General features: G+C 62.0%; 16 protein-coding genes. 11 read left to right on the top strand and 5 right to left on the bottom strand.

All coding sequences use genetic code 11. The features are described 5' to 3' along the window. The coding region (locus A3722_RS24580; RefSeq protein ID WP_082849489.1) for a hypothetical protein at nucleotides 1-184 on the top strand (184 nt) is incomplete at its 5' end. 294 nt (nucleotides 185-478) lie between these two features. On the opposite strand, the gene aroB is transcribed toward A3722_RS24580, so the two are convergent. Together aroB and A3722_RS13725 are read right to left on the bottom strand one after the other, a co-directional pair. Continuing rightward, the gene (gene aroB / locus A3722_RS13730; protein ID WP_067628857.1) at nucleotides 479-1,594 is read right to left on the bottom strand and encodes a 3-dehydroquinate synthase; all 1,116 of its coding nucleotides are present in this window, start codon (nucleotides 1,592-1,594) and stop codon (nucleotides 479-481) included. Continuing rightward, nucleotides 1,587-2,183 carry a shikimate kinase gene (locus A3722_RS13725; protein WP_067628855.1) on the bottom strand — a complete coding sequence of 199 codons (597 nt, stop codon included), beginning with the start codon at nucleotides 2,181-2,183 and terminating at the stop codon, nucleotides 1,587-1,589. The genes aroB and A3722_RS13725 overlap by 8 nt, the downstream gene beginning before the upstream one ends. An 80-nt stretch (nucleotides 2,184-2,263) precedes the next feature. On the opposite strand from A3722_RS13725, the gene A3722_RS24575 reads away from it, so the two are divergent. Genes A3722_RS24575 through A3722_RS13715 form a run of 3 tightly spaced genes read left to right on the top strand, consistent with a single transcriptional unit; the run spans nucleotide 2,264 to nucleotide 5,051 of the window. After that, nucleotides 2,264-2,413, top strand: coding sequence for a hypothetical protein (locus tag A3722_RS24575; protein ID WP_007120408.1), 150 nt, complete (start codon nucleotides 2,264-2,266; stop codon nucleotides 2,411-2,413). Further along, entirely contained in the window at nucleotides 2,410-4,071 is a 1,662-nt protein-coding gene (locus tag A3722_RS13720; RefSeq protein WP_067628853.1) for a hypothetical protein, read from the top strand. The genes A3722_RS24575 and A3722_RS13720 overlap by 4 nt, the downstream gene beginning before the upstream one ends. Next, nucleotides 4,068-5,051: a site-specific tyrosine recombinase XerD gene (locus A3722_RS13715; RefSeq protein ID WP_120351225.1), complete on the top strand. Its 984-nt coding sequence runs from the start codon at nucleotides 4,068-4,070 to the stop codon at nucleotides 5,049-5,051. Before A3722_RS13720 ends, A3722_RS13715 begins: the two co-directional genes overlap by 4 nt. On the opposite strand, the gene A3722_RS13710 is transcribed toward A3722_RS13715, so the two are convergent. Further along, nucleotides 4,988-5,818, bottom strand: a complete 831-nt coding sequence (locus A3722_RS13710) for a metallophosphoesterase family protein (RefSeq protein WP_067623664.1) — start codon at nucleotides 5,816-5,818, stop codon at nucleotides 4,988-4,990. The genes A3722_RS13715 and A3722_RS13710 overlap by 64 nt on opposite strands. An 88-nt stretch (nucleotides 5,819-5,906) precedes the next feature. On the opposite strand from A3722_RS13710, the gene A3722_RS13705 reads away from it, so the two are divergent. Further along, nucleotides 5,907-7,214, top strand: coding sequence for an HlyC/CorC family transporter (locus tag A3722_RS13705; RefSeq protein WP_067623667.1), 1,308 nt, complete (start codon nucleotides 5,907-5,909; stop codon nucleotides 7,212-7,214). 7 nt (nucleotides 7,215-7,221) lie between these two features. Here A3722_RS13705 and A3722_RS13700 read toward each other — a convergent pair whose 3' ends face one another. After that, on the bottom strand, nucleotides 7,222-8,532 hold the full coding sequence (locus A3722_RS13700) for a DUF2254 domain-containing protein (protein ID WP_067623670.1): 1,311 nt from the start codon (nucleotides 8,530-8,532) through the stop codon (nucleotides 7,222-7,224). 141 nt (nucleotides 8,533-8,673) lie between these two features. On the opposite strand from A3722_RS13700, the gene A3722_RS13695 reads away from it, so the two are divergent. Next, entirely contained in the window at nucleotides 8,674-9,276 is a 603-nt protein-coding gene (locus tag A3722_RS13695) for a nucleotidyltransferase family protein (protein ID WP_067623673.1), read from the top strand. Nucleotides 9,277-9,345: 69 nt separating this feature from the next. Here A3722_RS13695 and A3722_RS13690 read toward each other — a convergent pair whose 3' ends face one another. Next, the gene (locus tag A3722_RS13690; protein ID WP_067623675.1) at nucleotides 9,346-12,258 is read right to left on the bottom strand and encodes a Hint domain-containing protein; all 2,913 of its coding nucleotides are present in this window, start codon (nucleotides 12,256-12,258) and stop codon (nucleotides 9,346-9,348) included. Nucleotides 12,259-13,648: 1,390 nt separating this feature from the next. Here A3722_RS13690 and A3722_RS13685 point away from each other — a divergent pair. The 5 genes from A3722_RS13685 (at nucleotide 13,649) to A3722_RS13665 (ending at nucleotide 18,680) form a co-directional block, all read left to right on the top strand. Next, nucleotides 13,649-13,921: a DUF1127 domain-containing protein gene (locus tag A3722_RS13685; RefSeq protein WP_067627410.1), complete on the top strand. Its 273-nt coding sequence runs from the start codon at nucleotides 13,649-13,651 to the stop codon at nucleotides 13,919-13,921. A gap of 299 nt (nucleotides 13,922-14,220) precedes the next feature. Next, a complete protein-coding gene (locus tag A3722_RS13680) occupies nucleotides 14,221-15,189 on the top strand; it encodes an ABC transporter substrate-binding protein (RefSeq protein WP_067627408.1) in 969 nt (322 codons plus the stop codon). Nucleotides 15,190-15,440: 251 nt separating this feature from the next. Beyond that, nucleotides 15,441-16,466 (top strand): ABC transporter permease, encoded by a 1,026-nt coding sequence (locus A3722_RS13675; RefSeq protein WP_067627407.1) that lies wholly within the window; start codon nucleotides 15,441-15,443, stop codon nucleotides 16,464-16,466. Between the two features lie 8 nt (nucleotides 16,467-16,474). Beyond that, a complete protein-coding gene (locus A3722_RS13670; RefSeq protein ID WP_067627405.1) occupies nucleotides 16,475-17,518 on the top strand; it encodes a quaternary amine ABC transporter ATP-binding protein in 1,044 nt (347 codons plus the stop codon). Nucleotides 17,519-17,804: 286 nt separating this feature from the next. Continuing rightward, on the top strand, nucleotides 17,805-18,680 hold the full coding sequence (locus A3722_RS13665; protein ID WP_067627403.1) for an STAS domain-containing protein: 876 nt from the start codon (nucleotides 17,805-17,807) through the stop codon (nucleotides 18,678-18,680).

Below are 18,680 nucleotides of genomic sequence, written 5' to 3'. Positions count from 1 at the left end.
CATGCTCGACGGTCCCGGTGGCGCCGGGTCCGGCGGCGGTGGTGGTGGCGGCGGCTACGGTGGTGGCGGCAATGACTACGGCGGCGGCTATGACAGCGGCCCGTCCTCCTCGGGCGGCGGCAGCGGTGGTGGCGGCGGCGGCGGCGGCGGCAGCCGTGATCTCGATGACGAGATCCCGTTCTAAACCCTATGCGATTTCGGGCGGGGCGCCGTTGCGCCCTGCCCTCCCTCTGCGACCGCGGCCGTGACAGGTCTTTAACCGCGCCGGATTAGACCTCTCCCCATCGCGATACCCGCCGGGCATTCATCAGTTCGGCAACCGGATCAGAGGCGCTCCACGCGGGCGCCATGTCAAGACGTTCAGACATGCAGGGTGACGCCTGTCTCAAACATCCGACTTGGCGGCGCCGCCCCTTTTATTCGGCACCACAACACCTTAAAGAACAGAGTTCAACCGCCGGGCCCAGCCCGCCGCGGGTCACTGGCGCGCGCTTAGCGCGTCGCGCAGCAGGGCCAGCACATCGGCATTGTCGACCTCGGCCCCCGCAAAGGCTTGCCCGATGCCGCGCGCCAAAACGAAACGCAACCGGCCATCGACAACCTTTTTGTCCTGCCCCATCAGGCGCAGCAACTCTTCGGCCTCTGGCAGGTCGCCGGGAATGTCGCGCAGGTCGGTCTTCATGCCCATCTGCGCCAGATGGGCGCGCAGGCGGCTGGGGTCTTCTTGCGGGCATAGGCCCTGCCGCGCGGAAAGCTCAAAGGCCAGCGCACAGCCGATCGCCACCCCTTCGCCATGCAGCAGACGGTCGGAATAGCCCGTCGCCGCCTCAAGCGCATGGCCGAAAGTATGGCCGAGGTTGAGCAATGCGCGGTCGCCCTGCTCGGTCTCGTCGCGTTCCACGATATCGGCCTTCATCAGGACCGAACGGCGCACCGCCTCGATCCGAGCTTCCATATCGCCTGCCGCTAGGGCTGGCCCCTGCGCCTCTAGCCAATCAAAGAAATCCGCATCGCCCAGCAGCCCGTATTTCACGACCTCGCCATACCCGGCGAGGAAATCGCGGGGCGACATGGTCCCCAGCACTTCGGTATCGGCGAGCACGAGGCTGGGTTGATGGAATGCCCCGATCAGGTTCTTGCCTTGGCTTGCGTTGATCCCGGTCTTGCCACCCACCGAACTGTCGACCTGCGCCAGAAGCGATGTGGGGATCTGCACAAAACGCACCCCGCGCCGCAGCACGGCGGCGGCAAAGCCCACCAGATCGCCGATCACCCCGCCGCCAAAGGCCACGACGATATCGCCGCGCTCCACCTGTTCGTCGAGCAGCCAGTCGACCGAGCGCTGCAGATTGGCCCAGTCCTTGGTCCCCTCTCCGGGCGTAAGTTCCAGCGCCGACATCGCGATGCCCTCGGCGGCCAACCCGTCCCGCAGCGTTTGCAAATGCAACGCGGCCACGCGGCTTTCGGTGATGACGGCCACCCGCTTGCGGCGCAGCAGCGGCGCGATCAGCGCGCCCGCATCGGCCAGCAACCCCGGCCCGATGATTACATCATATTCCCGCCCCGGCAGGGCCACGGATACCGTCTCACGCATCCAATCTCTCCAAAACATCCGGCCTTGTCAGCAGCTTGTCGATCACCCGATTGGCCATGGCGTCAATCGACAGGCGCGGATCACAGCGCACCGACAGATCCGCCAGCCGGTAAAGCGGCACCCGGTCGCGGTAGAGCGCGGTCAGCGTGGCCTTGGGATCAGCCGTGCGCAGCAGCGGACGGCTGTCCTTATAGCGCACCCGGTTCCACAGCAGATCAAGATCCGCATCCAGCCAGAGCGCCACACCGTAAGCCGCGATATTGTCGCGATTTACCTCGGCCAGAAACGCCCCGCCGCCGGTGGACAGGATGCAACGTTCCTCTGCCAGCAGCCGGGCGATGACCTCTGTCTCGCGTTTGCGAAAGAACGGTTCTCCGTCGCGGGTAAAGATTTCGGGCACGCTCAGATTGGCCGCCGCCTCAATCTCGGCATCGCTGTCCAGAAAGGGCGCGCCCAGCTTGGCCGAGACTGCACGCCCCACCGCCGTCTTGCCCGCCCCCATCATGCCAACCAGCGCCACCGTCTTGTTCAGACGGTAACGGGGCGGCATTTCTTCGCCATCGGTTATGCTGTGCTTAATTCCGCTCATTTTTCTCTGAATGACGTGATCTTGCCGGAAAGGCCATATATAGTTTGGCAAAATAGCAGAATTCCGGGCAGGCATTAATCATGGGTAAACTTTTTAAGCTTTTGATATTTCTATTGATTGTCGGCTTCATCGGGCTGGTGGGCTATGCCTACGTCGGGCCCTTCTTTGGCGTGGACTTTTCGCCCGAACAGATTGAGACACGCCAGCCCGTCACGCTGACAGCGGATTGAGCGGGGTGGCAAACGCGCTGTCAAAACGCGGTTTGGCCCTTTGCGCTGCGTTGATCTGCTCGGTCAGTGCCAGCGCCCTGCTGGCCGAATCCGACGAAGACCGCAATCTGGGCCGCGATTCGCGCAAAACCTCTGAGGGCCGGGAACAGGAAAAGCCCCCCGCCGCCAATGACCAACCGCTTTCGGTGATCGACTGGCTCGGGGCGCAATCGCCGCCCGAAAACCGCCCCAAACGCCCGCCCAATCCGGGCCGGGTGGCGGAACCGCCTGTCGCCAACAACGCTTTGCCCCCCGAGGTGCAGGTCACCCCACTGGGCGATGGCGCGCCGCGCCGCATCGGGCTGGTGCCCGGTTCGGTCACCGGGCTGCGTGGGGACATCTGGATGGGCAGCGATACGACCGCCCTGATCGAGCGTATTCGCAACCTGCCCGACCTGCATTTGCCCGCCGCGCAGGCTCTGCTCTATACCGTGCTTCTGGCAGAGGCGCAGGCCCCGCAGGGCGAGGCGCGCAATGGCGATCTATTGGCGCTGGCACGGGGCGAAAAACTCATGGAGCTGGGCGCGCTCGATCCGGCGCTGTCACTGATCGAACAGGCCGGGGTGACCACCTCGACCGCGCATTTCGACCTGTGGATGCAGCTTTCCTTGCTCACCGGGACCGAACACCGCGTCTGCGAGCGGCTGATGAAATCTCCGCATCTGACCCGCGACTATGGCACACGGATTTTCTGCAACGCCCGCGCGGGCAATTGGGAAAACGCGGCTCTGACCTTTGGCTCGGCGCAGGCGCTCGGCCTGTTGCCAGAGGCGCAGCTTGAACTCTTTGACCGTTTCCTCAACCCGGATTTCTACGAAGGGGCTGAGCCGCTGCGCGTGCCGCGCCAGATGGACCCGATGACCTTTCGCCTGTTTGAGACCATTGGTGAGCCGCTGCCCTCCAACATTCTGCCGCGCCCCTATGCGGTGGCCGATCTGCGCGACATCGCCGGATGGAAAGCCCAGCTTGAGGCCGCCGAGCGTCTGACCCGCGCGGGCGCCCTGCCCGACAACCTGCTGCTGGGGCTGTACACAGACCGCCAGCCCGCCGCATCGGGGGGCGTCTGGGACCGTGTCGCGGCGCTGCAACGCTTTGAGACAGCCCTGCGCACCAGCAGCGCAGAGGCGGTGGCCAAGACCCTGCCGCCAGCATGGGAAGCGATGCGCGAGGCCTCTCTCGAAGTGGCCTTTGCCACGCTCTTTGCCGAACCCCTCTCGACCATGCCGCTTGCGGGCCATGCTGCGCGACTGGCGCGGGATGTGGCGCTGCTGTCGCCCAATTACGAGGCCGCCTCGACGCGGGTGATCGGCAAGTCCCCCGAAGACGAATTGCTGCGCGCCGTGGCGGTTGGCGATGCCCCCGAAGGCCCCGCCCCGGATGCGCCCTTGGCCGCTGCTGTTCACGATGCTTTCGCCAATCCCACCCCGCGCGCCGACCTGATGGCGCTGGCGAGGGACAAGGAATTGGGCATGGCGATTTTGCGCCTATTGTCGCTCTTGCATGACGGGGCGAGTGGTGACACATCGGCGCTCCGCGACGCCCTAGCCACCCTGCGCGCCCTCGGGTTGGAAGACACCGCCCGACGTGCCGCCCTGCAGATTGTATTGCTCCAGCAATGATGATGTCCCAGACCCCGACCTTTCATTGGATCTCCAGCTTTCTGGAGGCCGCCGCCGCCGAACAGGGTGCCGCCACCAATACGCAGTTGGCCTATGGCCGCGACCTCAAGGATTTCGATTCCTTTCTGGCGCAGCGGAACCATGATTTCCTAACCGCCAGCCGCGGCGAGGTTGAGGATTACCTTGTCTACTGCGATGCCCAAGGACTGGCTAAATCCACCCGCGCGCGGCGGCTTTCGGCAATCAAACAGCTCTACCGCTTTGCCTTTGAGGAAGGGCTGCGCGAAGACAATCCAGCGGTGCAAATCGCCGGACCGGGGCAAGACAAACGTCTGCCCAAGATCCTCTCCGAAGAAGAGGTCGACCGCCTGCTGGATGCCGCGCGCAACTCTGGCCGGGCGCTGGCAGACCAGCTGCGCAACACCTGCCTGATGGAACTGCTTTATGCCACTGGTATGCGGGTCAGCGAATTGGTCAGCCTGCCGGTCAGCGCCGCGCGCGGCGATCCGCGCCTGCTGCTGATTTCGGGCAAGGGGGGCCGCGAGCGGCTGGTGCCCCTGTCAGAGCCTGCGCGTGATGCGCTGGCCGCATGGCTGGTGGTGCGCGACAAGGCGGATGAAGCGGCCCAAGCCAAGGGCAAACCGCCCGCACGGCATCTCTTCCCGTCGCGCGGGGCAACGGGCCATCTGACGCGGCATCGGTTCTATCTGTTGATCAAGGAATTTGCCGTGACCGGGGGCGTGCCCCCTGAAAAGGTCACGCCGCACACCCTGCGGCATGCCTTTGCCACGCATCTGCTGGCCAATGGCGCGGACCTGCGCGCGATCCAGACCATGCTGGGCCACGCCGATGTCGCCACGACCGAGATCTACACCCATGTGCTAGAAGAGCGCCTGTCGGACCTCGTGCTAGAGCGTCACCCTCTGGCCAAGGACGGCACGCGCAACCCCGGTGGCAGCACGTCTTCCGACGGCCAGTAACCGCTTTGCAGCGCATCAGCATAGGCGCGCGGCAGACCGGCCTTTGTCATGTCGGCCACGGCCCCTGCCATATCATAGCTAAGCCGGTGAAACCGCACTTCGCCCCCGTCCAACACGGCCACCCGCGTTTGCTGGCCACCGTCGTGGGGCGGCATGCCGATCACCCCTGCATTGATCCAGCGCCCACGCGCCGTCTTGCGGATAAAGGGCAGACCGGAATGCCCGGCGATGATGTGATCGACGGGGCCTGTGACCTCTTCCAAGGCCTGCCACTCCTCCTCGAACACCGCCTCTGCACTCTCTGACCAGATGAACCGCGCCACATCGCACACCCCGCCGTGGATCACCCCGTAGCGCTGCCCCTGATGCTGAAACACGGCCACATCCGGCAGTGACCCCATCCACGTCTTCGCCTCCGCGTCCAACTGGCTTGCGGCATGGGCGTACCACGCGCCCGAAAGCATGTCGCAACTGCTGCCCGGCGCGAAGCCGCAGCCGCAATCCTCGGCCCCGCTGGCCAGTTGCAACTCACAATTGCCCGCCACCACGGCAGAGCCAAGCGCCCGGATCGCCGCCACGCTTTCGCTTGGTGCCCCGCAGTAGGCGACGATATCCCCGGTGCAGATCATCTGATCCCCGCCGATGCCGTGCGCGGCGGCAAAATCCGCCAGCGCTGCTACCGCCTGAAGGTTGGAATAGGGCCCGCCGAACAACAGCAGCGGCCCGTCCAGAACCCCAAGCTCTGCACAGTTGATTTTCGCCTGCATCACACCACCCTCACCCGTTGCGACCCTTGAATGACGCAGCCCCTGCGCCCATAACATTTGCAACACATAATGGATGGATTTAGACCTCATGGAAACGGGCCCCGCCCTTTTTGACACCGCATTCTGGATCAGTACCGGAATTATCCTGTTTCTCCTCGTCCTGTCGGGCTTCTTTTCGGGGTCCGAGACCGCATTGACCGCCGCCTCGCGCGGGAAGCTGCGCGCGCAGGCCGACAAAGGGGCAAGCGGGGCGATACGGGCGCTCAAAATCACCGAGGATAACGAGCGGCTGATCGGTTCGGTCCTTCTGGGCAACAACTTGGTCAACATCCTTGCCGCTTCCATGGCGACGGCGCTATTCACCCGGCTTTTCGGCGAAAGCGGCGTGGCGCTGGCGACGCTGGTGATGACACTTCTGGTGCTTGTCTTCTCAGAAGTGCTGCCCAAGACCTATGCCATCACCAATGCCGAAACGGCGGCGGCGCTGGTCTCGCGCCCGATCAGCATCGTGGTGCTTGTCTTCTCGCCGGTGGTGACGGCAGTGCGCTATTTCGTGCGCGGGGTGCTGCGGCTTTTCGGCGTTCAGATTGACCCGGACAGCAACATTCTGGCGGTCCGAGAAGAGATCGCCGGGGCCTTGCAACTGGGCCATTCCGAAGGCGTTGTCGAAAAGGAAGACCGCGACCGTATCTTGGGCGCGCTCGACCTGCGCGAACGTGCGGTGGAAGAGGTCATGCTGCACCGCTCGGGGATCGAGATGATCGATGCGGCTTCCGACCCAACCGACATTATGGAAAAATGCCTACAATCCAACCACACCCGCCTGCCCGTCTTCCGCGATGATCCGGAGAACATCATCGGCGTGATCCATGCCAAGGACCTGCTGCGGGCCATGTACAAGCTGATCGGCGGCCCCAACGGCAATGCGGCGGCGCTCAAGGGGTTCAACGTGGCCGATGTGGTGATGAAACCCTATTTCGTGCCCGAAACCTCTACCCTCGATGAGCAGATGCGCCAGTTCCTGCGCCGCCGCACGCATTTTGCGCTGGTGGTGGATGAATATGGCTCCCTGCAAGGGCTGATCACGCTCGAAGACATCCTCGAAGAGATCGTGGGCGAGATTACAGACGAATTCGACCCCGACGCAGATCACCCGCTCAAACAGTCCGAAGATGGGCATCTGATGGTCGAAGGGGCCATGACGATCCGCGATCTTAACCGGGCCACCGACTGGTCCCTCCCCGATGACGAGGCCAATACCGTGGCCGGGCTGGTGATCCACGAAGCGCAGATGATCCCCACCGTGGGGCAGGTGTTCTCTTTCCACAACTTCCGGTTCGAAGTGATGGAGCGGGACGGCAACCGCATCACGCAGTTGAAAATCCGCCCCCTCTGACCTCCGCTTAGTCCGGTGTCACCACCGCCGCGCGCACCTCTTTGCATGCGGCGGACCAAATACGCGCCCGGTCAGGGCCAAAGGGCACCTCTTCGAAAGCGCGGCGCAGGTGGTTCTCTGCCGCGTCCCGGGCCGAGGCGGCAAGGCCGGGGTCAGGGTGCTGCATCAGCCCGGCCAGCACCTCTTGCAAGGCCATCTGCACCTCAACGACCGAGGCCCCATCGCGGGCCAGCGCGCCAAAGCCATCTTCGATCAGCGCATCCGACGGGATCGGCGCGATATGCAGGTTGGGCAAGTTGATCTTGCCGCTCGGCTTCGCCTCGTCCGAATAATAAGACAGGATGCGCCCGATGCGGGTGATGACATCAATCGCCGTGCCACCGTCGTTGATCCCCGGCGACAGCGCTTTGGAGGCAACCTCTCCCAGCACCCGCAGGCCAAAGCGCGGGTCTTGGTCAAAGGTGCGCAGATCGCCCAGTTGCACGGTGTCGAAAACCTTTTGCTCAAGGCTGTCCCAGTCGTGCTCGTCGTCCTGCGGGCTGCCCTGCTGGGTGACCATGACCAAAGGCTCTCCGACAAAAACGAAATCGCCGATGCGGCGGGTAAGATAGATCGCCACCCCATGATCGCGCGCCTGCTGGTCCAGCGCCTCGGGGTAGATATGTTTGATATAGCCGCTTTCGGGAGCAAAGATCGGGCGGGCGTTTTCCGGCGTGGGGCCGGTCAAAGGGTGACCGCCCATGCAGGGCGTCTTTAGCCGCTCTTTAAACAGCGATGTGGTTACGGCTTCGATCTGGCGCGTGGTGTCGATCAGGCTGCCGAAACTTTGCAGGTGAAGCACCCAGCGGATCAGAAAGATCACGATGATCGCCAGCACCAGAACCGTGGTCAGGAACAATACGAAAGAGCGTTCGTCGACATAGATGCCCAACTCGCGCATGATGATCGCAACCAGCGCATAGACATAGGCGCCGATGAAAACGGCAAGGGTGTTCTGGGTGGTCCGGTCCTGAATGATCAGCCGATGCGCCCGCGGCGTGAATTGGGCCGAGGTAGAGCGGTAGACCGTGACCATGATGGTGATCGAAAAGATCGTAACCGCAAGCATCGCATCCGCGATGATCTGCAAAAGCCGATCCGCCGCCTCGCCCGTCAAACGTGTGGCGACCTCCTTGGGCACCAAGGGCTCAAACAGCTGCGTCATCCCGAGGGCGACAAAGGCCAACAGCCCCATGACGACCACCCGCACCCAAAGTTTACGAGAATATTCGCGGGCTTTGCGAAACAGTGTGTGCGGGATCAGGTCTTTGATGTTCATGGGGCAAGGGTAGCACGAAAAAGCGCCCTGCCAACGGTGGTTTAGCAGGAATTTGTAACCTTTGGCGGCGCTGATATCTGGCCCGTGGCAAGGTGCAAGAAAGCCCTTATCCCCGCGCGCTGCGCCCGGTAGTCTGGCGCCATGACAAAAGCCTCTCTGCCTGTGATCCTCCTCGCTGCCGGAGCCTCTTCCCGGATGCGAGGGCGCGACAAATTGATGGAAGACGTGGACGGCCAGCCCCTGTTGCGCCGTCAGACGCGGTTGGCGCAAAGCGTCGGCCCCGTGATGGTCGCCCTGCCGCCCGCGCCGCATCCGCGCTACACGGCCCTGACCGGGCTGGATATCACGCCGCTTCCCATTCCCGATGCGGCCGAGGGCATGGGCGCCAGCCTGCGCCGCGCCTTTACGGACCTGCCCCCGGACACGGCGGCGGCCATGGTGATGTTGGCCGACATGCCCGACCTTGAGCCCAGCGATCTGGCCTGCCTTGCGGCCTCGGTTGATCTAAGCAGTGAGACGTTGGTCTGGCGCGCCACGACAGAGGATGGCAGGCCGGGGCATCCGATCATCTTTGCCGCCGCGCTGTTTGACCAACTCAAGCGGCTCAGCGGCGATGATGGGGGCCGCGCGGTGGTGCACGGCGCAGGCGCGCGGGTGCAGATGGTGCCCCTGCCCGGTCAACGCGCGCGGCTTGACCTCGACACGCCCGAAGATTGGGCCGCGTGGCGAAAGCCGCAGGAATAATCCCACAAAAGAAAACGGGGCGGTCACCCGCCCCGTTTCCAAGTTGCATCGCGCCCCGCCCTTGCGGGATTATTTCACCAGCAAGCTGGCCTCGTGCTTTTTCAGCGACCGGCGGGCGGCGGTGTAGCCTTCGATGCCGTCCTGTGTCGCAAGCTCGGGGAAGAGTTCGAGGATTTCGTTGCGTTGTTCTTCGCCGATACCGGCCAGCGACATGTCACCAGGCTGGAAGCTCTCGGTCCATGTGCCATCCGACAAGATCACCTCATGGCGGTCGAACATCACGTGGATGTAGGTGGTGCCAGAGACCTCGACCACGTCGATGCCCTCCATGCCGGTCAGATGCTTCGCCGCGACCAGCACTTCACGCTCTTCGAAGTAGAGCGCTGTCTTCTCGTTAGCGACCAACACGCGGTGGTTGGGGCTGACCATCATGTCACGCTCGGGCAGTGCATTGCCAAGCGCGCCCTTGCGGATCAGCACCGGCTTGAGATGGGCCGCCTTTTCGAACTCGGCCCCCGTCATCTCACGCGCACCGACCCAGCGGATCGTTTGGATGCCGTTGTCGCGGGTGATGACCCGGTCACCGACCTCAAGCGCCTCGACACGGACCTCACCACGCGGTGTGGCGATCTTGGTGCCCGGTGTAAAACAGGGGATGACATTTTCGATCTCGACAAAGTTCAAACGCCCGGCATCGCTGCCGTCTTCGTTGAAGTAGTCGACGAAACCGTCTTCGCGGTCGTCCGATGTATAGGTGATCTCGAAGCGACCACCCTCAGGGGCCGAGCCGCGCAGATCGAGCGTGTCAAAGTCCATGCCAGCGCTGCCACCGTCGACATCATCGCCTGCGTTTACGTTGACGAAGCTGTCCTGATCGGCACCGCCGGTCATCACGTCGACCCCCGCACCACCGTCAAGCAGATCGTCGCCCTGACCGCCCTGCAGCGTGTCGTCGCCTTCGCCGCCGATCAGCGTGTCGTTCTCGCCGCCACCGTCGAGCACATCGTCGCCCGCGCCGCCGTCGAGAAGGTCGTCGTCACGGTTGCCGCGCAGAGTGTCATTACCCTCTTCGCCATAGAGCATGTCTTCGCCCTGACCGCCTGAGATGCTGTCGTCGCCCTGACCGCCTTCCAGTGTGTCATTGCCGGTGTTGCCTTCGATGATATCATCATCGATTTGACCGTCGATGAAGTCATCGCCAGACCCACCGCGCAGGAAGTCAGCATCGTCCGCGCCATAGATTTCATCATCGCCGGAGCCGCCGTCGACCGTATCCATCCCGTTGGTCGGGTTACGATCGGGAGTGAAAGGGTTGGACGGGTCCATATCATCGGGAATGTCGAGCACGTCGAGACCCAGATCAGGGTCGTTGCCCGCATAGATCGTGTCATTGCCAGCGCCGCCAAGGAGGCTGTCGTTGCCCTCACCGCCGACGATACGGTCGTCGCCGTCGCCGCCATCAACCCAATCGTCGTCGATGCCCGCATCGATCACATCATCGCCCGTGCCGCCGGTGATGGTGTCACGGTCGTCGCCGGTCGAGATGGTGTCATTGCCCGCGCCGCCATCAACAGAATCGCGGTCGTTGTCAGGGAACTCGTCTGGGTCAAAGCCCAAGGAGTCGCTGTCGCTGTCAGGATAGCCCAGATCGGGGGCGATATCATCGTTGCCGGTGGTGATCATGTCATCACCCTCGCCGCCTTCGACCACGTCAGAGCCCCAGCCAGCTTCGACGATGTCATCGCCGTCGCCTGCCAGAATGGTGTCATCACCGTCGCCCGCGCGGACATAGTCGTCATCGCTTTCGGCACCGGGCAGGATCGCGTCGTCGTTGTCGATCATGTCGCCATCGGGGTCGCCGGTATAGGCGGTGTCGATCAGATCGTCGCCAGCGGTGCCGTCAACATAACCGTCGCGGGTCGGATCGCCGTTACCCACGGTCACAGTCACGGAGCCTTCGTCGGTCAGACCGTCGGGGTCGGACACGGTGTAGGTGATCGTCGCGTCGCCGGTGAAACCGTCATCGGCAACAAAAGTGATGGTGCCATCGTCGTTGATTGTCACGGTGCCATCGTCGCTGGACGCATCTGCAACGCTCAAAGTGTCGCCGTCCACGTCGGTGTCGTTGTCCAAGACTGGGATTACGACCGCTTCGGTGCCGGTGGTGCTGGCCGTGTCGTCATTGGCCTCGGGGGCGTCGTTCACCGGGTTTACAGTGACATTCACGGTGCCGGTGTCGGTGCCGCCATTGCCGTCATCCACGGTGTAGGTGATGGTTGTTTCGCCGTTGAAATCCGCGTTTGGCGTCAGAGTGAGCGTGCCATCGTCGTTGATGATCACATCCCCGACGGGGCAGCTTGCCATGGTGATGGTCAGCGTGTCGCCATCGCTGTCGCTGTCATTGCCCAGCACGTCAACGGTGCCGGAGGTGTCTTCGTCGATCTCAAGCACATCGTCTTCGGCCACGGGCGCGTCATTGCCGCCGCCTGCTGGCTTGTCGTCGTCGAAGATCACGTTGTCGATCGCGCCGGAGCCTTCGAAACGCACTTCAAAGCGCGACACGCCGTCGATGTTGAACTGAACGAACCGTTCGCCGCCGTCGCCGGTGGGCTGAACGTAGTGGTTCTGGATCACGTCTCCATTGTCATCGTAAAAGATGACACGGGTGCCCTCGCCGCTGGTCTCTTCGATGTCTTTGAAGGTGACGCCCTTCATGCGCACCATGTCATCGAAATCAAAGAACAGGCTGCCGCCGCCGGCGTTGTCGTCCGGGTCGCTCTGGTCGCCGTCTTCGGAGACGATCAGCAGACCTTCCAGCGTATCGGAGGCCAGATCGCTGTCGCCACCCGTGGGGTTGGCGCTGTCAAAGATCATCGCATCGCCAGAGCCGCCGCTGGCCGAAACCGTAACGCCCAGGTCCGCATATTCGTCGTCAATGATGGTGCCTGCGCTGAACGCATTGAAATCAAGTGTTCTAATCATTGTGAATTCTCCTGAGCGGTGTTGCACGCGGCGCGCAACGCGGCCGTCTTGGAAGTGGATACTGTTTCAATCTGATGAATGGAGCGCCGAACGGCAGAGCGGTCGAACCGGACATTTCTTGCCCCGCAGAAGGCCAATGGCAGGGCCTGTCGCTTGTGTATCATTTCGTCTCTCCCTCCGTTCACACGCGCCCCGCTGGCTGAAATCCAGATCGGGCGACACGCATCCTTGCGCCAACGAAGGGGAAGAGCCTGAACAAGGCCCACACCCGAGAAGAACCCCTCCCCGGTATGTTGTGTTTACGGTCGCAAATTTTGCGGCGTACCCACATTTCCCGCATCCTTGATGCGCTTAATGCGGCCGCCCCCGTGACCTACAGACTTCTATGCCCCCCAGTTGGGCACCTATAGGAATAGCCCTCCTATACGAATGGACAAAGAGAAAAATGTTTGAAAATTGCCGGAACCAAATGAAGTTTTGCCGCAATTCAGGTGGTTTAGCCGATCTCACGGCGGCGATTGTTTCCCCAGCATTCCTCGGCAAAATCGCGTTTCGCCATAGGATTAAGGAAAATTAACGCCAAAACGCGACCGCGCCCTTTCACCCCCGGTCAAGACTGTTTCGCGGAGAGAGACAATGGCGCCGCAAATGCGCCGCATCTGTGCCGCCTTGTTTTCGTCATTCTTTTTGATTGCTTGTTCACAAGCTGGAACCAATGGCCCAAAAACCTGCGGAACTGGTGACAAAGCCACTGGTAGAGCGCCTTATTCCCGCCGAATCAATCTTGCACCTGCAGGGGGCGTCAGGGGCTCATGCAAGGCATTTCGCCGGAAACACATCGGAACCGCAACCGGCGCGGCGAGGTGGGCCTATAAGAAGCGGCCTATCGCCTCTTTGCGGCAGACTTAATCGCGCAAAGGCGGCTGCTGGTCTCGAACGTATACCTCACTAGCCGCTTACCTCCCCCCGAACATCCGCGCCAAAATGCGCCAAATCCGACCCTCAAAACGACATTTCAAAGCCCACAAACGACACCGCGCCGATGGCGCGCAAACCCCAGCCATAGTGCACTCTGCGCCCCGCCCCTGCGGCAGGGTGTCGCACCCCCCATTTCACCCTATTGCAATGGCCGCTCGGGTAGACCAAATGCGCCGCATGTTGATGTATGCCGTTCATAAGAGGCGCCCGCGCAAACCGGGCACGCTGCTGAACCGCCGGTAACCCCGGTCGGACAGGCCGATCCGCCTGTTCGGACCATCGGGGTTCCAACTGACTTTCCGGATCACACTCGGGATGAGACCCACACAACCGACCCGGCCCGGCCTTTTGGCACTGACCGTCGTCTTTTGCGGATCCTTCCTTTTACGACCTTTCTGATATGGAGCATGCCATGCATTTCCGCCTGCTGAAGAACACCAACCAGATCGCCGGGATGCCCGGAACCGCCTTTAACGGCACCATCGGTCAAGTCGCCAACGCCGAGGGTCTGGCCCTTGTCGCCATGCTGCGGCGTGCCCTGCGCGACACCGCGCGCCGTTGGGAGCGCAACCGCACGCTGTCGACGCTGAACGCGATGGATGACCGTCTGCTGCAGGATATTGGCTTGAACCGCAAAGACATCCCCCAGCATATCCGCGACATGGAAAGTTTTTCCCGCCGCTGAACAGCCCCACTTGCGCCCCGCTTGAAGGGTCGCGGCGGGCCTTAATTATATGGCGTCCAGCATGGGGGCGCCGATCATAACCACACCGCGCCAGACCCGGCGCGGTGCCCGAACTTGCGTCATCCTCTCGGCAATCGTGTTGCACAGGGGCGCGCGATTTGTTTTCTTATCTCCAGCAAACCCGGCCATCGAAAGCTGCCGCGCCCTATCGCGCGACCGGCTTTTTCTTGATGCAAAGGGACAAAGATCAGCGGTGCGCGGCTGCGTGGCACTGCGGATACAATAGAGGAGATATCACTATGAAACGCTATTTGCTTGGCACGGCCTTTGCCGTTGCAACCCCGATGGCCGCCGCCGCTCAGGACTGCGGCGAAGTCTCGATCGCGGAAATGAACTGGGCGTCGGCACAGATCGTCACCGCCGTCACCGAATTCCTGCTGGTTCAGGGCTATTCCTGCGATGTGACCGTGGTACCGTCGGACACCACCCCCGCCGTGACATCGCTGTCGGAAAACAACGAGCCGGACATCGTGCCGGAGATGTGGCCCAACTCTGCCGGTGATGCTTACAAAAAGCTCAAAGAGAACGGCAAGATTGTTGAGCTGACTTCCGTGCTTGATCCCGGTGGTGTCGAAGGCTGGTGGGTGCCGACCTATCTTGTGGATGAGCATCCCGAGCTTGCCACCATCGAAGGCATTTTGGAAAACCCCGAACTGGTCGGCGGCATGTTCAACAACTGTCCCGATGGCTGGGGCTGCCGCATCGTGAGCGACAACCTCGCCCGCGCCTATGACCTCGAAGGCAATGGCATCGAAGTTTTTGACCACGGCTCGGGTGAGACGATGGTGACCTCGATGGCGTCGGCCTATGAAAGCAAAGAGCCATGGTTCGGCTACTATTGGGCCCCAACCACGCCGCTGGGCAAATACGACATGACCAGCGTCGATCTGGGCGAATTTGACGAGGCCGCGCACAGCGCCAACCAGAACGCCGACAACCCAGAGCCCAAGCCTTCGGCCTTCCCGACGGCACCGGTTCTGACCGTGATGACCAAGGATTTCCACGACAACAATCCTGAAATCGCGGAATTCATCGGCAACGTCTCCTTCAAGACCGAAGAGATGAGCAAGCTGCTGGCATGGCAGGGCGAAAGCAACGCTTCGAATGAAGAAGCGGCTGTTTACTACCTGCAGAACAACAAGGACGTCTGGGCCGAATGGCTGAGCGACGACGCCCGTGGCAACCTGTCGAAGCTGCTTGACCAGTAAGACAGACTGACAAAACGGCGGGCGGGGAACTCATCTGGGTTTCCCGCCCGTTTGTTTCAGGATCGGCGGCAAGACTTACGTCTTTTCACACCGACTGCGCCGCGGCCCCCGGCCTATTGCGCAGTTTCTTTGCAAGGACATAGGTTTGATTTGCCGCCTTTGCGTGGGGCAGCCGACACCGCGCAGACCGCGCGGCGCACCGGCCCCCTCCCCAAAAGTAAACGGTCTGATGCAGACCGGGAAAGCGACAGATGGCGACCTACGATAACTTCTTTGACCAGCTCGGCCTGCGCGGCTGGTGCGGCGATGACCAAGGCGGTGGGCTTAGCTCCATGGCCGATCTCATGGGGCAAGCGGGCGGTGATACCGACACGACGCTCTGGGACGCCCCCTTCCCTTCGCTCGATGCGCTGCACGACAGTTGCGACGCCATCCCGCAGTCGCGCGACCTGACCCAAGGGCTGGAGCAAGGCTTCCTCGCCATCAAGGACAGTCTCAAAGTCGTTGTCGATCCGCTGACCCAACCTCTAAGCTGGGCGCTGGAAAATGCGCTGTGGATCATGCAGGCAGTGCCGTGGTTCGTGATGATCCCGCTTTTGATGGCGATCACCTTTGCCGTGGGCCGCTCGCTGAAACTGGTGGGTCTGGTGGCGCTGGTCTTTGGCTTCCTCGCCTTTATCGACTTTTACGAACACACCATGCAGACGTTGGCGATCATCTTTGTCTGCGCCTTTATATGTGTGCTATTGGGCGTGCCCATCGGCATCGCCATGTCGCGCAGTGACCGGGTGCAGCGCACGATGATCCCGATCTTAGATATGCTGCAAACCCTGCCGCCCTTCGTCTACCTGATCCCGCTGATCTTCCTGTTCTCGGTGACTGAGCCCAAGCTCTACGGCATCGCGATCATCCTTTACGCCATCGTGCCGGTGGTGCGCCTGACTGACCTTGGCATCCGTCTGGTCGACAAAGACGTGATCGAGGCCGCCGACGCCTTTGGCATGACCAACCGCCAAAAACTTTATAAAGTGCAGATCCCGCTGGCGCTGCCCAACATCATGGCCGGTGTGAACCAGACCATCATGATGAGCCTCGCCATGGTCGTTATCGCCTCGCTGGTTTCGGCCCCCGGTCTGGGCGTGCTGGTGCTGCGCGGCATTCGGAGCCTTGAATTGGGCGTGGGCCTCCTGTCGGGTCTGGGGATCGTGCTGCTTGCGATCATCCTCGACCGGGTCACCAAAGCCGCGCTTGCGCGGATCAACGCGGCGCAGAAGTGAGGCCAGACATGACAGACGATATCAAGATTTCCGTCCGCAACCTCTATAAGATCTTCGGCGATGACCCACAGGGCGCGCTGGAGAAGGTGCGCGGCGGCATGAGCAAGACCGACCTTCAGGCCGAAACAGGCCATGTGCTGGGCCTCAACAACATCAACGTGGACATGCCTGCGGGCAAGACCACGGTGATCATGGGGCTGTCGGGTTCGGGCAAATCGACCCTGATCCGGCACCTCAACCGCCTCATTGACCCCACCTCGGGCGAGGTGATCATGAACGGCGAGAACATCCTCGACTACAACGAGCGTCGCCTGCGCGAGATGCGCAAGCACAAGATGTCGATGGTGTTCCAAAAGTTCGCCCTGCTGCCGCATCGCACGGTGTTGGAAAACACCGGGCTCAGCTGGGAGATCGAAGGCAAGAACCGCAGCAAATACGCGGCTGAGGCCACCAAATGGCTGAACCGCGTCGGGCTGGAGGGTCAAGGAGAGCAGTATCCCGCGCAGCTATCAGGCGGGATGCAGCAGCGTGTTGGCATCGCCCGCGCGCTCACGTCGAACTCTGACGTGATGCTGATGGACGAGGCGTTCTCCGCGCTCGACCCGCTGATCCGCACCGACATGCAGGATCTGCTGATCGAGTTGCAAGAAGAGCTGCATAAGACCGTGATCTTCATCACCCACGATCTGGACGAGGCGCTAAAACTGGCAGACCATCTGGTGATCCTCAAAGACGGGTTCATCGTCCAGCAGGGCGAGCCACAGCATATCCTGCTGAACCCCAATGATCCCTACATCGAAGCCTTCGTCAGCGACATCAACCGCGCGCGGGTGCTGCGGGTACGGTCGGTCATGGAGAAGACCGAGGTGCCGCCTGCGGATGTGGCCGGTGAGGTTGATTTCGACGACACGCTGGAAAGCATCATCGCGGTTTCCGGAGGGGATACGACCAACAACTACCGCGTCATGCGCGAGGGCAAACAGGTCGGCGTGTTGCATATGCGTGATCTGGTCCGGGCGCTGGTCCCACGGCATCCCGGCGAGGCGGCATAAGCCGCCACCCGCGACTAAGAGACAGTCATCGCCTGCCTGCGGGTGGGCGATGCGACGGGGCTACCCCTTTATGGTGGAGCCGTGGGCCCCTAGCCCTCCAAACTCATAGGCGATAACCCAAGGTCGATGGCCTGCCCCACCCCGCCGCGGCAGACGAAAAGCGGTCATAGTCAATCACATGGCGCGCCCCCGATGGCGCTTTGCCGCCGATCAAAATCCCTGCGTCCTATTGACACTTGGCCCCACGATTGGCCTATGGGGGGTGAAATAAACACTGGGGTTCAAGATGCCGCAATCTGCTACGGCCAATATTCTGACTGTTCTCGACACCGATTTCAAAGGTATCATCGAGGAGTGGCTGGGAACGCAGGTCAAAGAGGGCGTGAAACGTTCTGACCTGTTCTCCGATGCGGAGAGCCGGAACCAGAACCGCGAATTGCTCAAAGCCTTTTCCAAAGGTGTGCGCGATGGCATCTCGGGCGAAGATTTCGATTTCGATGATACCCAATGGGACGATCTGCGCGCCGTTCTGGCCGATGTTAGCCGTGAACGTGTCAACCGCGGCGTGACCCCAACCGAGATGGCGACCTTTGTGCTGGCGTTGAAAGCGCCGCTGTTCAAACGGCTCGAAGCGATGCAGGACAGCGAACATGGCGTATTGATCCGCGACGTGATGCTGGTCACCCGTCTGGTCGATGCCTTTGCCATCTACACCAACGAGATTTTCATTCTTGAGCGTGAGCAGATCATCGATCGTCAACGCCAAGAGATGCTGGAACTGTCGACCCCAGTGGTCGAGCTTTGGGACCGTGTTTTGACCCTGCCGCTGATCGGCACGCTGGATTCCGCCCGCGCCCAAGAGGTGATGGAGAACCTGCTGCAAACCATTCTGGAACGGCAGGCCGAAGTGGTCATCATGGACATCACCGGCGTCGGCACCGTCGACACGCAGGTGGCACAACACCTGCTGCGCGCCGCCGCTGCCGTGCGTCTGATGGGTGCCGAGTGCATCATCAGCGGCATCAGCCCGATGATCGCTCAGACCATGGTGCAGCTTGGCATTGATGTCGGCACCGTTTCCACCCGGTCGAGCATCCGCACCGCCCTGTCGGACGCGCTGCTGACCGTGGGCTATGTGATCAAGAAGACCGAGGGCCAATAA

The organism is Sulfitobacter sp. HI0027 (assembly GCF_001634775.1).
GTDB lineage: Bacteria > Pseudomonadota > Alphaproteobacteria > Rhodobacterales > Rhodobacteraceae > Sulfitobacter.
The sequence above is the reverse complement of the archived record's forward strand: the minus strand, read 5'-3'. Positions and strand labels throughout refer to the sequence as shown.